Source organism: Pseudomonas sp. GV071, from assembly GCF_003050835.1.
Taxonomy (GTDB): Bacteria; Pseudomonadota; Gammaproteobacteria; order Pseudomonadales; family Pseudomonadaceae; genus Aquipseudomonas.
This window is the reverse complement of the sequence record NZ_QAOJ01000001.1, coordinates 275,655-288,752: the sequence shown is the minus strand read 5'-3', so window position 1 is coordinate 288,752 and position 13,098 is coordinate 275,655. Positions and strand designations below refer to the sequence as shown.

18 protein-coding genes are annotated in these 13,098 nt (G+C 61.4%); 8 read left to right on the top strand and 10 right to left on the bottom strand.

The genetic code is table 11. From position 1 onward, the window contains the following. Window positions 1-62 precede the first annotated feature (62 nt). Complete coding sequence (locus C8K61_RS01240) at window positions 63-560, top strand: hypothetical protein (RefSeq protein WP_108094360.1); 498 nt, start codon at window positions 63-65, stop codon at window positions 558-560. Between the two features lie 60 nt (window positions 561-620). Here the strand turns inward: C8K61_RS01240 and C8K61_RS01235 are convergent, their stop codons facing one another. Then, window positions 621-881, bottom strand: coding sequence for a DUF3077 domain-containing protein (locus tag C8K61_RS01235; RefSeq protein ID WP_108094359.1), 261 nt, complete (start codon window positions 879-881; stop codon window positions 621-623). 406 nt (window positions 882-1,287) lie between these two features. Here C8K61_RS01235 and C8K61_RS01225 point away from each other — a divergent pair, with 406 nt between their 5' ends. Beyond that, on the top strand, window positions 1,288-1,674 hold the full coding sequence (locus tag C8K61_RS01225; RefSeq protein ID WP_108094357.1) for a GFA family protein: 387 nt from the start codon (window positions 1,288-1,290) through the stop codon (window positions 1,672-1,674). A 233-nt stretch (window positions 1,675-1,907) separates the two neighbouring features. On the opposite strand, the gene C8K61_RS01220 is transcribed toward C8K61_RS01225, so the two are convergent. The 3 genes from C8K61_RS01220 to C8K61_RS01210 form a co-directional block, all read right to left on the bottom strand. Continuing rightward, the gene (locus tag C8K61_RS01220; RefSeq protein WP_108094356.1) at window positions 1,908-2,366 is read right to left on the bottom strand and encodes a hypothetical protein; all 459 of its coding nucleotides are present in this window, start codon (window positions 2,364-2,366) and stop codon (window positions 1,908-1,910) included. Window positions 2,367-2,564: 198 nt separating this feature from the next. Continuing rightward, complete coding sequence (locus C8K61_RS01215) at window positions 2,565-2,873, bottom strand: hypothetical protein (protein WP_108094355.1); 309 nt, start codon at window positions 2,871-2,873, stop codon at window positions 2,565-2,567. A gap of 97 nt (window positions 2,874-2,970) precedes the next feature. Continuing rightward, entirely contained in the window at window positions 2,971-3,873 is a 903-nt protein-coding gene (locus C8K61_RS01210; RefSeq protein ID WP_108094354.1) for a LysR family transcriptional regulator, read from the bottom strand. A 104-nt stretch (window positions 3,874-3,977) separates the two neighbouring features. Here C8K61_RS01210 and C8K61_RS01205 point away from each other — a divergent pair, with 104 nt between their 5' ends. Continuing rightward, entirely contained in the window at window positions 3,978-4,745 is a 768-nt protein-coding gene (locus tag C8K61_RS01205; RefSeq protein ID WP_108094353.1) for a sulfite exporter TauE/SafE family protein, read from the top strand. Window positions 4,746-5,120: 375 nt separating this feature from the next. Here the strand turns inward: C8K61_RS01205 and C8K61_RS01200 are convergent, their stop codons facing one another. The 6 genes from C8K61_RS01200 to C8K61_RS01175 form a co-directional block, all read right to left on the bottom strand. Beyond that, window positions 5,121-5,315, bottom strand: a complete 195-nt coding sequence (locus C8K61_RS01200; RefSeq protein WP_108094352.1) for a DUF1289 domain-containing protein — start codon at window positions 5,313-5,315, stop codon at window positions 5,121-5,123. 9 nt (window positions 5,316-5,324) lie between these two features. Beyond that, window positions 5,325-6,335 carry an SMC-Scp complex subunit ScpB gene (gene scpB / locus C8K61_RS01195; protein ID WP_108094351.1) on the bottom strand — a complete coding sequence of 337 codons (1,011 nt, stop codon included), beginning with the start codon at window positions 6,333-6,335 and terminating at the stop codon, window positions 5,325-5,327. A 27-nt stretch (window positions 6,336-6,362) separates the two neighbouring features. Further along, the gene (locus C8K61_RS01190; RefSeq protein ID WP_256589357.1) at window positions 6,363-7,094 is read right to left on the bottom strand and encodes a ScpA family protein; all 732 of its coding nucleotides are present in this window, start codon (window positions 7,092-7,094) and stop codon (window positions 6,363-6,365) included. Window positions 7,095-7,209: 115 nt separating this feature from the next. Next, window positions 7,210-8,439, bottom strand: a complete 1,230-nt coding sequence (locus C8K61_RS01185; protein WP_108094349.1) for a tryptophan--tRNA ligase — start codon at window positions 8,437-8,439, stop codon at window positions 7,210-7,212. 20 nt (window positions 8,440-8,459) lie between these two features. After that, window positions 8,460-9,089, bottom strand: a complete 630-nt coding sequence (locus C8K61_RS01180; protein WP_108094876.1) for an L-threonylcarbamoyladenylate synthase — start codon at window positions 9,087-9,089, stop codon at window positions 8,460-8,462. A gap of 28 nt (window positions 9,090-9,117) precedes the next feature. Further along, window positions 9,118-9,981: a PHP domain-containing protein gene (locus C8K61_RS01175; RefSeq protein ID WP_108094348.1), complete on the bottom strand. Its 864-nt coding sequence runs from the start codon at window positions 9,979-9,981 to the stop codon at window positions 9,118-9,120. Between the two features lie 167 nt (window positions 9,982-10,148). Between C8K61_RS01175 and C8K61_RS01170 the strand changes: the two genes are divergently transcribed. From C8K61_RS01170 to C8K61_RS01150, 5 genes are all read left to right on the top strand, one after another. Continuing rightward, on the top strand, window positions 10,149-10,760 hold the full coding sequence (locus C8K61_RS01170; protein WP_108094347.1) for a septation protein A: 612 nt from the start codon (window positions 10,149-10,151) through the stop codon (window positions 10,758-10,760). A gap of 1 nt (window position 10,761) precedes the next feature. Continuing rightward, window positions 10,762-11,061 (top strand): YciI family protein, encoded by a 300-nt coding sequence (locus tag C8K61_RS01165; RefSeq protein WP_108094346.1) that lies wholly within the window; start codon window positions 10,762-10,764, stop codon window positions 11,059-11,061. Window positions 11,062-11,124: 63 nt separating this feature from the next. Further along, complete coding sequence (locus C8K61_RS01160; protein WP_108094345.1) at window positions 11,125-11,556, top strand: hypothetical protein; 432 nt, start codon at window positions 11,125-11,127, stop codon at window positions 11,554-11,556. A 33-nt stretch (window positions 11,557-11,589) separates the two neighbouring features. Further along, window positions 11,590-12,267 (top strand): response regulator transcription factor, encoded by a 678-nt coding sequence (locus C8K61_RS01155; protein ID WP_108094344.1) that lies wholly within the window; start codon window positions 11,590-11,592, stop codon window positions 12,265-12,267. Window positions 12,268-12,495: 228 nt separating this feature from the next. Next, a complete protein-coding gene (locus C8K61_RS01150; protein WP_108094343.1) occupies window positions 12,496-12,939 on the top strand; it encodes a Spy/CpxP family protein refolding chaperone in 444 nt (147 codons plus the stop codon). The last annotated feature ends 159 nt before the right edge of the window (window positions 12,940-13,098 follow it).

The following is a 13,098-nucleotide window of genomic DNA, read 5'->3' as shown; positions in this document are numbered from 1 at the left end:
CAATGGTCGCCCGAATATCCTGGGCCATGAACATGGCTGCGCCTACAAAGGAACTCGCCACCATGGCCTCTCCAGACAAACAGCAAAAACGTGCCCAGCGGGCCAAAGCCAAGGCCAAACAGAACCGCGTGGGCAAAGCCAAAGGCAGCGTGATTCACCCGCTGCTGGCCAACCCGCTGATCAACGAACCCTTCGATGACGTCGAAATCGACCTAAGCACCTTCGACTTCAAAGACATCGAAGAAAACGGCTTCGACCCCGCCCACTTCGACGACCTGTTCCAAACCATGAAAGCGGCTGAAGGCATCAGCCTGCTCGCCCTGTGCCTGGTATTCCTGCAATACCCCGTACTGGAACTGGTGGTAGCCGAAGAAGCCGAAGAACCCGCCACCGACTTTATGATGGGCCTGCTGATCGTCTACCGCGGCCTGTTCCACAACGAAGAAGAAGACGCCGCCGTGAACTGGGTCAGCAGCGACGTGTTTCAGGCAGCCCTCTACGAAGCCTCCCAGATCCTGCAGAAAAAGAACGCCCGCAGCACCCCAGCCGCCCGCGACTGAGGCAACTGGCAGGCAGCAAAAAGGGGAGCCAATCGCTCCCCTTTTTTTCACTCGCCCTTTTTACGACTGGGCTTCCCCTACTGCTGCCTTGGTGGCCGTGACCAACGCCTTGGCCATTTCGCTGAGGGTCTGGATAACCGCACTCTCAAGCGCCTTGTCGGTGAAAGCGTCGGCCGCCGCCAAGGCTTCGGCATAACCCATCAGGTCGGCGGCGCGCTCGAGTGCGTCGGCAATGGGTACACCGGGGTTAACGGAAAACAGCGGGAGGCTGTCCATGTGGTCGAAGGGTTCGAGGGTGGTTACAGCGGATGAGTCGTTCATAAAGGTAAGTCTCTAGATGGTTACGGGACTTCCTCCCTAAGCGACCAAGCAAAAAGGAGGCAGCTGTACGCAGGTTGGTCGACCGGCCACCTAGATTCCCGGCACACCCGAAGGTGTCCTGCGCACAACCGCCATAGAGCAGCGGTAAAACGCCCACTTCTTATAGCAGGCGCGTGCGCATCATAGGTGGGCCGGCGACCAAACCGGCTTCGCTGAAGATTCAGCGATGGGGGACTGTAGGTCGGGGGAATGGGGGAAATATGTCGGCTCCTGCGGTTAGGCGCGAAAGATGGGAGCTACGACTGGGGCTAGAAACATGCACTAAAACTGAGGCATTACGCGGGCAGATCGACGATCCACAGACTTGTGGTTACCCTGCGTTCTCCCCCCGTTTGGCTGCGCCGATATGCCTGAGACTTTTTGCGGTAGCTGTTTGTGCGGCGCCGTCAGATACGAACTTCGTTCAACCCCCAAAGCGGTCTCACACTGCCATTGCAGCATGTGCCGTAAAAGCCATGGGGCGGCGTTTGCCAGCTATGGGAGCGTGTTACGGGGCGATCTACATATAGTCCAAGGTGCGGCGGACATCAGGTCCTATGCGTCTTCTGAATCGGTCATTCGTCAGTTCTGTGGCGAATGTGGGTCGTCGCTGTTTTGGTCTAGAAGTGAAGGTGAGTACCGGGATTGGGTATCAGTGGCGCTGGGGACATTGGACACCTTGTTTGTGCCGGTAAAGCAGCGGCAAGTCGAGGTAGCGTCCAAAGCATCGTGGTGCGACACCGAAGATCAATGACCGAAATATGACTGACTATTTATCGTCCAACGCGGTAGTTTTAGTAGAAAATAAAACTGTCACCTTTTGCGATTCATCTACTCCGAATCCGAGCGCAAGCCAGCCCCTCACCGCCGCATGCCAACCACCACCGAATCCCGCCACACCAGCAATCCGCCCCTCTCCCGCTTGCGGGAGAGGGGCGTGAGGGCAACAATCTCAGCCCCACTTCAACAGTGGAGTTCGCCACGTATCTAAACAGCCGAAACCTGCACAGAACGCAAAAACTTGGACTCTCGCCCTTCAAGTTGCGCTTCCAACCTTTCAACGATATGAGGGTGCGCCCATACCGCAACAGTCTCTAAACCTTCGACTTCAGCGTACGTCGCCCGCGTTTCGTTGCCCTCAAAGTAAATAGAGATCGCACCAGAAATGGGGTTTCGCTTGGCATACCGCTGAGGGGAGGAAAACTCGTCTGGCATGGCGCCCTTGCCAACCTTGGTCCAGCCATACCGATTGGGCGTATCCCGGAAAACAAGCACACGAAACGCGACAGGGAGCGCAAGGATTTCTGAGGGTGAAAAATCTTGAGAGGACGCACTAAGAAAAAAGCGCGCTGTGCCGTCCGCGAGCCATTGGCAACACCCGTACTTGCCCTCCGCTGATAACGGAAATATCAGCAGGTCACCGGGCTTCTTGACTATTCGGGCCACAATCCGCATTCCTTGCAGGGGTCTTAAACGGGATTGCCATTCTGCCAGCAATAAACCGACCCCAAAACGCAAAGAAGGGGACCAAAGCCCCCTTCTCACTTAAAGCGTAAAGGGGACGGATTTATTTTTGACTCTAAAAACCGAACAGCGCACGTCGATGGGCTCCTGTGCACCACTCACAGGCGCTCCATCCGTCGCTTACGCCGTTTGCGTTTTAACCAGGGCAATAAATAGTGCCGCAACACAACCATATTGAATCGCAAGGTAGAGCTTTTTGAACCGCTGAATATCGGTACCGCTGAGCTTGATAACTTCAGGGACAGCCACTACCACAGCCAGCAATACGGTTAGCGCAGACAACAGCAGCGCGCTTTCGCCAGCAACTTCGGCGCTGTTTTTTGAGGGGAGAAAGTAACGGCCTGAAATCAGCCCGTACACGCCAACCAGGAGGAATGGCAGGGTGGCAAACATGGTGCCTTGGCTAAGCATTTTTTCTTTGTACGTCATGGTTCTTCCTTGAACGAGTAGTGCGGCGAATGGCTGAATTAGCGCATAAAAGGTGACCGTATAAAAGAGCAACCTCTATGGATTATTGCTCCAACGCTCAACGAGCCGCCCGGAGTGTAGCGTCCCGCATCACCTCCACAAACTCCCCCACCATCCCCCCTGCCCCACGCCCAAAAGCCACGGCCACCGTACTGCTACACCCCTCCCCCTCCAATGGCACAAACCGCACGGTTTCATCGGCCAAAGCGCGCATGCCTTCCGGCAGCAACGCCACGCCAAAGCCGGCCTGGATCAATTGCAGCTGCGTGGTCTTGCGCGACACCACTTGTGCGGCGCGCGGGAAGAAGCCGGCTTGCATGCACAATGAGGCGGACAGGTAGCTGAGGCCGCCGCGTTGGCCGTGGGGGATGGAGATAAAACGTTCTTCGCGCAGTTGGCTGAGGGGCACGCTGGCGGCGTTGGCCAGGGGGTGGCCGGCGGCGACGGCGAGGTACAGGGGTTCGTCGAATAACGGCTGAAGGGTTACGCCGTCGTGTTGGCGCAGCACCGGCAGGCGCAGCAGGCCGATGTCGAGGTTGCCGGCGGCGATGTCGTGCAGTTGCGCTTCGGAGCCTTGTTGGGCGATGTCGATGGAGACGTCGGGGTTGACGCTCAGGTAGCTGCTCAGGCGCTGCAGCAGGCGGCCGGTGAGCGGCACGGTGCTGGAGTGGTTCAGGCGCAGGCTGCCGCGTAGGCCTTGGCCGACTTCCTGGGCCAGGCGTTCGGCTTGCTCGAGGTCGGCGAGCAGTTTGCGCGCGCGGGGGTAGAAGGCTTCGCCGGCCGGGGTCAGGCGCGGTTGGCGGGCGGTGCGTTCGAACAACGGGGTGCCGAGCTGCTGTTCGAGTTCTTTGATCTGCCGGCTGAGGGCGGATTGGGCGATGTACAGGTGCTCGGCGGCCGCAGTGAAGCTGCCGGATTCGGCAATTTCGACGAAGTAGCGCAGTTGGCGAATGGAGGTCATGGGGCTATCTCGTTTCGAGATGTCTTTTGGGGATTTTGCATATTAGTCGGCATGGCTCTGCGCTGGCTAACCTAATGCCTGGTTCAACCGCTGATGGAGCGCCCATGCTGGATTCTGTAACCACCCTGCTGCCCTTTTCTGCCCTGGACTGGTGGGTGATTGGCGTGGGCATAACGGCGGCCTATGTGGTGTTTGGCTTTGCCGGGTTTGGTACGGCGTTGGTGGCCGGGCCGGTGATGATTCACTTTATGCCGCTGTCGCGGATCATCCCGCTGCTGGTGCTACTGGATTTTGTCGCGGCGTTCGGCAACTGGCTGCCGGCGCGCAAGGCGGTGGCGCGCGAGGAGTTGCTGCGTTTGCTGCCGTGCATGGCGCTGGGGTGCACGCTGGGGGTGGTGTTTTTGCTGCAGCTCAAGGCCGATGTGCTGCTGTTGCTGATGGGGCTGTTTGTCAGCGGTTATGCGCTGTACAGCCTGGCGGTGAAGGCACGGCCCACCCAACTGAGCGCGGCATGGGCGGTGCCGGCCGGTACGGTGGGTGGGCTGTTTGGTGCGTTGTTCGGCAGCGGTGGGTTTTTGTATGCGCTGTATCTGAATGCGCGGCTGAGCTCGGTCGAACAGGCGCGGGCGACGCAGAGTGCGTTGATCAGTTGCAGCACGTTGGTGCGCCTCAGCCTGTTTCTGCTGGCTGGGGTGTATGCCGATGCGTCGTTACTGCTGCTGGCGGCGGTGTTGTTGCCGGTGATGGCGTTGGGGTTGTGGCTGGGGCGTCGGTTGGCGCAGCGCCTTTCTCGGGAAGCGTTTGTGCGGGTGGTGACGTGGTTGGTGCTGGGCAGTGGGTTGGCGTTGGTTGGGCGGTATTTTAGTAGCTAAGGGGATTGATCAAGTTGTGAAGGGCAAGATCAAAAGATCGCGGCTAAAGCCCCTCCCACAATTGATCTCGGTTTCCTGTGGGGGAGGCTTCAGCCTCGATGGGTTGGCCTGAAAATAGTGGGGTTCTGCCCTAACCAATAAGGTCAAAAGCATCGCGGCTAAAGCCGCTCCTACAGGTCCCACGAGCCCATGTGAGAGAGGCTTCAGCCTCAGTGGGTTGGCCTGAAAACGGGTGGGGTTCTGCCCTACCAATAGGGTCAAAAGCATCGCGGCTGAAGCCCCTCCCACAGGGATCACGGGTTGCCCATACGGCTGCGATCGTTGTGGGAGGGGGCGGTCCGGCGCTCCGGTTAGCCGCACTCCTGGAAACGCAGTTCAGTGCTTTTTCTTCTTGCGGGTCTTGCCGCCCATGGCTTTCAGGCGCTTTTCGGCTTCGGCCAGCACCTCGCGCTTGTGCGGTTTGTCCATTTTCTTCCAGGCTTTGATTTCGTCCTTGCTGCGCCCACAGCCGATGCAGATTCGGTCGTCGAATTTACAAATGCTGATGCAGGGATCTTTTGTGTCGCCCATGGCCGTTACTCAGTCGCGGGAGTATTGCTGTTCTTCGCGGATGGCGCGTGCCAGGGCCTCTTCTTCGCTTTCTTCCTCGGGCTCTGGCGTAAACGCCGGCGCCGGTGGCGTTACTGGTTGAGTAGCCACCTTGTTGCGCAGCACCTCTAGCGCCTCTTCGGCGGACATGGGCTCTTCGTCTTCGTCGTCGGCCCATGCGGCATCGGCGCGGGCTTGCAGGTCGGAGGGCACGGGCTTGTCGTCGCTGTATTCTTCGACAGGGACCGCCACGGGGGGCGGTTCATAGTCGTCGGGCACGTCGTCGAAGTCGGTTTTCAGGCCTTGTTCCATGTTGTCCAGTTCGGCCAGCAGGCTGCTGAAGCTCTTCTCTTCGCTCGGTGCCGGTGCGGCGCCATCTTCGCCTTCGCCGGCCACGTCGGCGCGGGCTTGCAGGCTTTCGGGTACGGGCAGGTCATCCTGGTCGAAGCCGAGCATGGGCTCGGGTTCCAGTTCGCGCAGGGCGGCGAGTGGCGGCAGTTCGTCGAGGTTCTTCAGGTTGAAGTGGTCGAGGAACTGTTTGGTGGTGGCGAACATGGCCGGCTTGCCGGGCACGTCGCGGTAGCCGACCACGCGAATCCACTCGCGTTCGAGCAGGGTTTTGACGATCTGGGTGTTTACCGCCACGCCGCGTACGTCTTCGATTTCGCCGCGGGTAATGGGCTGGCGGTAGGCGACCAGGGCCAGGGTTTCGAGCATGGCGCGCGAGTAGCGTTGCGGGCGTTCTTCCCACAGGCGGCCGACCCACGGCGCGTAGATTTCGCGCACTTGCAGGCGGTAGCCGCTGGCGACTTCTTTGAGTTCAAAGGCGCGGCCGGCGCAGGATTTTTCCAGGGCGGCCAGGGCTTTTTTGAACACGGCAGGCTCGGGCCGCTCGTTTTCTTCGAACAGCTCGTACAGGCGCTCCAGCGATTGCGGTTTGCCGCTGGCGAGCAGAAAGGCTTCGAGCAGTGAGGCCAGTTCTTTGGGGTCGTTCAGGTTCATGCGTGAGCCACTCTCTTCGGGGCGTTCTTATTCGGCACGTGCGCGCACATGGATCGGCCCAAAAGCCTCGTTCTGTACCAGTTCTACCAGCTGTTCTTTGATCAGCTCCAGTACCGCCATAAAGGTCACCACCACGCCCAGCTTGCCTTCTTCGGCGAGGAACAGGCTGACGAAGGGCACAAAGCCCGCGCCTTTCAGGCGCTCCAGCACGTCGCTCATGCGCTCGCGGGTGGACAGTTGTTCGCGGGTGACCTGGTGGCTTTCGAACATGTCGGCGCGGCGCAGCACTTCGGCCATCGACAGCAGCAGCTCTTCCAGGCTGACATCGGGTAGCAGCTTGCGCGCCCGCGCTTCCGGGGCGTCCAGGCGCGGTACGGTAAGGTCGCGGCCAACGCGGGTGATCTGGTCGATGCCCTCGGCGGCGGCTTTGTAGCGTTCGTATTCCTGCAGACGGCGGATCAGTTCGGCGCGCGGGTCGTCTTCTTCTTCCTCGGCCTCGGCGGAGCGCGGCAGGAGCATGCGCGATTTGATCTCGGCGAGCATGGCGGCCATCACCAGGTATTCGGCAGCCAGCTCCAGGCGCACCGACTGCATCAGTTCGACGTAGCCCATGTACTGCTTGGTGATCTCGGCCACGGGAATGTCGAGCACGTCGATGTTCTGTTTGCGGATCAGGTACAGGAGCAAATCGAGCGGGCCTTCGAAGGCCTCGAGGAATACCTCTAGCGCATCCGGCGGAATGTACAGGTCCACCGGCATTTCGGTGATGGCTTTGCCATACACCAGGGCGAACGGCAGCTCTTGCTGGGCGCTGGCCTGGGGGTCGACTTCGCTGGCGGTGGTGTCCTGCATGGTGTCTGGTCTGCTGCTTCTGTTAGCGGTAGTTAAGGCCGAGTGCGGCACGCACTTCGACCAGGGTTTCGCGGGCCTCGTCGCGCGCCCGTTCGGCGCCCTCGGCGAGGATATTACGCACCACTTCCGGGCTGTCCTGGTAGTCCAGGGCGCGCACGTGCAGCGGTTTCAGTTCGGCCTGCACGGCCTCTATCAGCGGGCCTTTGCAGTCGATGCAGCCAATCCCGGCGCTGCGGCAACCCTGTTGCACCCACTCGCGGGTGGCGTCGCTGGAGTACACCTCATGCAACTGCCAGACCGGGCAGCGCGTGGGCTCACCGGGATCGGCGCGGTGTACCCGTGCCGGGTCGGTGGGCATGCGCCGCAATTTGTCGTCGATCTCGGCCGGGGTGTCGCGCAGGTAAATCGCGTTGCTATTGCCGCCCTTGAAATGGGAAGTGGACATTTTGCCGCCGTCCAGCCCGGCCAGCCTCGGCGCCTCGCTAAGCAGCGCGTGGGGCTCGGGCAGCAATACTTTACCGCCGCCTTCGAGGTAGCCAAACAGGCGTTCTTTGTCGCCCAGGGTAATGCTCTGCACTTCTTTTAGCAGCGCGCGGGCGGTGTCCAGTGCTTCGCCGTCGCCCTGCTCCTGGAACGCTTTGCGCAGGCTGTTGTAGAGCTTGGCGGTCTTTTTCCCCAGGCGCAGGATGGCCGCTTCGGCCTTGGCTTCAAAGCCGGGCTCGCGACCGTACAGGTGGTTGAAGCGGCGCGCCACTTCGCGGGCGAATTCAATGTGCGGCAGCTGGTCCGAGCCGACCGGTACCAGGCCTGCGCGGTACAGCAGAATGTCGGCGGCCTGCAGCAGCGGGTAGCCAAGAAAGCCGTAGGTGCTGAGGTCTTTGTGGTGCAGTTGGTCTTGCTGCTCTTTGTACGAGGGCACGCGCTCCAGCCAGCTGAGCGGGCAGATCATCGACAGCAGCAGGTGCAGCTCGGCGTGTTCGGGCACTTGCGACTGAATGAACATGTTCGCCGAGCTGGGGCTGACGCCGGCGGCCAGCCAGTCGACGGCCATGTCCATCACGTGCCCGGCGATTTGCCCGACTTCGTCGTAGTCGGTGGTCAGCGCGTGCCAGTCGACGATGCAGAAAAAGCACTCGTATTCGTGCTGCAGCTTCACCCAGTTTTTCAGCACGCCGTGGTAGTGGCCCAGGTGCAACCGGCCACTGGGGCGCATGCCAGACAGCACACGGCGTTGCGGGTCGACCAGGCTCACGCGCGGGGTCCTGTCGCCATTTAGGCGTCAGCCTCGAATGGTGTCGGGTCGCCGCAGCCGACGCGCACCAGCACCACTTCGTCGTCCACCAGGCTGACCACGGTGGAGGCCTCCAGGCCGCCGAAGCCACCGTCGATAATCAGGTCGACCTGGTGTTCGAGGATCTGGCGCATTTCATAGGGGTCGCTCATCGGCTCTTTTTCACCGGGCAGAATCAGGCTGGTGCTCATCAGCGGCTCGCCCAGTTCTTCCAGCAGCGCCTGGGCAATCGGGTGGCTCGGCACGCGCAGGCCGATGGTGCGGCGCTTGGGGTGCAGGAGCATGCGCGGCACTTCGCGGGTGGCGTTCAGAATGAAGGTGTACGGCCCCGGGGTGTGGCCTTTGAGCAGGCGGAAGGCGCCGGTGTCGACCTTGGCGAACAGGCCGAGCTGCGACAGGTCGCGGCACACCAGGGTGAAGTTGTGTTTGTCGTCCAGTTGGCGCAGGCGGCGGATGCGCTCCACCGCCGTCTTGTCGCCGATGTGGCAACCCACGGCATAGGAGGAGTCGGTGGGATAGACGATCACGCCACCGGCTTTGATGATCTCGACCGCTTGCTTGATCAGCCGCGCTTGCGGGTTTTCCGGGTGCACCTGGAAAAATTGACTCACGGGAGTTCCCTTCTCGAAGGTTTGCGGCTCAGCCGGCAGCAGCGGGTTGGACATGATCGAAGCGCAGCCACAATGGTGCCAGGTCCTCGGGCAGCGGGCGGTACATGCCCAGCTCCGACCAGTCTCCCGGCGCATGGAAGTCACTGCCGACACTGGCCAGCAGACCGAATTCACGGGCAAGAATCGCCAGGCCGCCAATTTGCTCGGCCGGCTGCATGCCATTGACCACTTCCAGCGCCTGGCCACCGGCGGCGACAAAGTCGATCACCAGTTTGCGCCGCTTGCTGCGGGTGAAGTCGTATTGCCAGGCGTGCGCCAGGCTCACCCAGGCACCCGCTTCGCGCAGGGTGCCCACGGCGTCTTCGAGGGTTGGCCAGTGCTGTTTGACGTCGCCGAGCTTGCCCGAGCCCAGCCACTTGCGGAACGCTTCTGCGCGGTCCTTTACATAGCCTTCGCGCACCAGAAAGTCGGCGAAGTGCGGGCGCGCCGGGGCGTTGCCGCTGTCGCCGAGCTCCTGCTGAATGGCCCGTGCGCCTTCCAGCGCACCAGGCATGCCTTTGAGCGCCAGGCGCCGGTCGATCTCTTCGGCGCGCAACCAGCGGCCGCTGTGCAGGTCGGCAATCGCCTGCACCAGGGCCGGGGCGTTGGCGGCAAAGCCGTAGCCGAGCACATGAATGGTGGCGCCGCCCCAGGTGCACGACAGCTCGACGCCGTTGACCAACTGCATGTCCAGCTCGACGGCGGCGCTGCGCGCTTCGTCGAGGCCTTCGAGGGTGTCGTGGTCGGTGAGGGCCAGAACCCGCACGCCGCGCTCATGGGCGCGGGCAACCACCACGGCGGGCGCGAGGGCGCCGTCGGAAGCGGTGCTATGGCAGTGCAGGTCTACGGTCATCGGATACACATCTCGGTTTCAGGCTGTTTGTCTGTAATAGATCACAGAGCAGATAAACAGTTGGTACGAAAAAAACCACGCGGTGGCACAAAGTCTGCGCCGCTGCGCCTAGCTCTACGGTTCGGGTTTGTTATTATGCCGGCACATCCAGCTTCTGGCTTGCCACTGTGAAACAATTCCTCGACTTCATCCCGCTTATCCTGTTTTTCGTCGTTTTCAAGCTAGAACCCCGCGCCGTCGAACTCTTCGGCTACACCTACATGCTAGGCGGTATTTTCAGCGCCACCGCCATGTTGATCGCCAGCTCCATCGTGGTGTACGGCATTTTCTTCATCGTCCAGAAGCGTCTGGAAAAAAGCCAATGGCTGACCCTGATCGCCTGCCTGGTGTTCGGCAGCCTGACGCTGGCCTTCCACAGCGAAACCTTTCTGAAATGGAAAGCCCCGGTGGTCAGCTGGCTGTTCGCCCTGGCCTTCCTCGGCAGCCACTTCATCGGCGACAAACCACTGATTCAACGCATGATGGGCCACGCCATGAGCCTGCCCGAGCCGATCTGGGTGAAGCTGAACATCGCCTGGATCGTGTTCTTTATTGTCAGCGGCGCGGCCAACCTGTTTGTTGCGTTCACCTTCCAGAGTATCTGGGTGGACTTCAAGGTATTCGGCAGCCTGGGCATGACCCTGCTGTTTTTGATCGGCCAGGGCCTCTTCCTGGCCAAACATATTCATGACGTCGACGGCGACACCGCCAAGACCGCCGCCCCCGAAAACAAGGACTGACATGCTCTACGCGATCATCGCCACCGACGTGGCCAACTCCCTGGAACACCGCCTCGCCGCCCGCCCTGCCCACCTGGCCCGCCTGGAACAGCTGAAAAGCGAAGGCCGCCTGGTGCTCGCCGGCCCGCACCCGGCCGTGGACAGCAATGACCCCGGCGCCGCCGGTTTCAGCGGCAGCCTGATCGTGGCCGAGTTCGAGTCGCTGATCGCCGCCCAGACCTGGGCCGATGCCGACCCGTACCGCGCCGCTGGCGTGTACGCCAACGTGACGGTCAAGCCGTTCAAGCTGGTGTTGCCGTAAGTTTCAACGAGCCCCTGCCCTAGCGATTAACACTGCCGGTCATTTACACGCCAAGGAAAGCCGATGCGCCAAGGTCCACTGTCCCTGATGTTCGCTGCATCGCTGTTGATCGTTACCGCTGTCCACGCTGAAGAAACGCCCCTGGCGCCGACCACTCCGGCGCCGGACAGTAGCGCGGCGCTGAGCGCCCACCAGGCTCAACTCGACAGTCTGGAACAACGTCTGGCCGAAAGTGAGCGCTTGCGCGCTGAGCTCAATACGCAACTGCAAGGCAGTGCCGAGCTGCGCGAAAACGCGGTGGTTTCGCGCCTGCGCCAGGAAAACCAGCGCCTTAACCTGCGCCTCAAAGAGGCCCAGGCCAAGCAGGACCCGTCACTGCTCAACGAAGAGCAAACCTGGTTTGCCCTGGGCGGCGTCACCGTACTGGTGGCCATGCTCTGCGGCTCGCTGCTCACCGGTGGCCGGCGTAAAAGCCGCCGTGAATGGATCAACTGACAGCCCTCAACCTTGGCGACGTAGACCAGCCTTATGTCCACGCTCTTACTGATCGACGATGACGTAGAACTCTGCGAGCTGCTGAGCAGTTGGCTGAGCCAGGAAGGTTTTCATGTGCGCGCCTGCCATGATGGCCGCAGTGCCCGCGCGGCGTTAGCCAGCGAGTCGCCGGCCGCCGTGGTGCTGGATGTGATGTTGCCCGATGGCAGTGGCCTGGAGCTGCTCAAACAACTGCGCAGCGACCACCCCGACCTGCCAGTGCTGATGCTCTCGGCCCGTGGCGAGCCGTTGGACCGCATCCTCGGCCTGGAGCTGGGCGCCGACGACTACCTGGCCAAACCCTGCGACCCCCGCGAACTCACCGCCCGCCTGCGCGCCGTATTGCGCCGCAGCGTGCCGGTGGCGACGCCGAGCCAGGTGGAACTGGGCGACCTGGCGTTCAGCCCGATTCGCGGCTCGGTGACCATCGCCGGCCATGACGTGGTGCTCACTGTCTCCGAAAGCCGCCTGCTCGAAGCCCTGCTGCGCCAACCCGGCGAGCCGGTAGACAAACAGGAACTGGCGCAGCTCGCGTTAGGCAGAAAGCTGACCCTGTACGACCGCAGCCTGGATATGCACGTCAGCAACCTGCGCAAAAAGATCGGCCCACACAGCGACGGCCGCCCCCGCATTCTGGCCTTGCGTAGCCGCGGATATTACTACAGCGCCTGAGGCCCCACGATCTCGTAGGAGCGGCTTTAGCCGCGATGCTCTTGCCGTTTGCAGCCTCGATTCCTGGAAAAGGCCATTTCCCGGTAATTGCCCTGTGTAAAGGTGCAGGCCGGTTATGTAGCAACGTCTTTACCTAAGCTTTACTGCCACCTGACCGCGCTTGACCTTGCGTTCCCTAGACTGGGCACATCCGGCAAACGTGCCGGTTTGGAGACAAGGAGATACCCCATGCGTAAGACCCTCATCGCCGCTCTGTTCGCTGCTGCCCTGCCAACCATGGCCATGGCCATGCCATCGCCGGGCGAAGACGGCCCACGCCCCCCTTTCGCCCATGACGGCGGCCCTCGCGGTGAGCATCGCGGCCCAGGCCCGTTTGCCGACCTGGACCTGAACAAAGAACAGCGCCAAGCCATCGGCAAGATCATGGGCGAACAGGCCCACAGCCGTGACGAACTGACCAAGCGCTACCTGGACAAACTGTCGGACGCCGACAAAAAGGCCATGCACGACGAGATCAAAGCCAAGCGTGACGCCACCGACGGCAAGATCCGCGCCCTGCTGAACCCTGAGCAACAGAAGGCGTTCGACGAGAAACACAAACAGATGGAAGCGCGTCGCGCCGAGTGGCAAGAGTTCCAGGCGTGGAAGGCCAGCAAGGCTAAAGCGCAGTAACTGACGGAGACCGTACTAAAAACCACCGTCGTTCCAGCGCAGGCTGGAATCCAGAATGCTGGCCGGTGCACGATATCGCGCACGGCTCAGGACTCTGGTTCCCAGCCTGCGCTGGGACGACGGTGGTTTCCCATAGTTCTTGGTTAGATCCGTGACGGA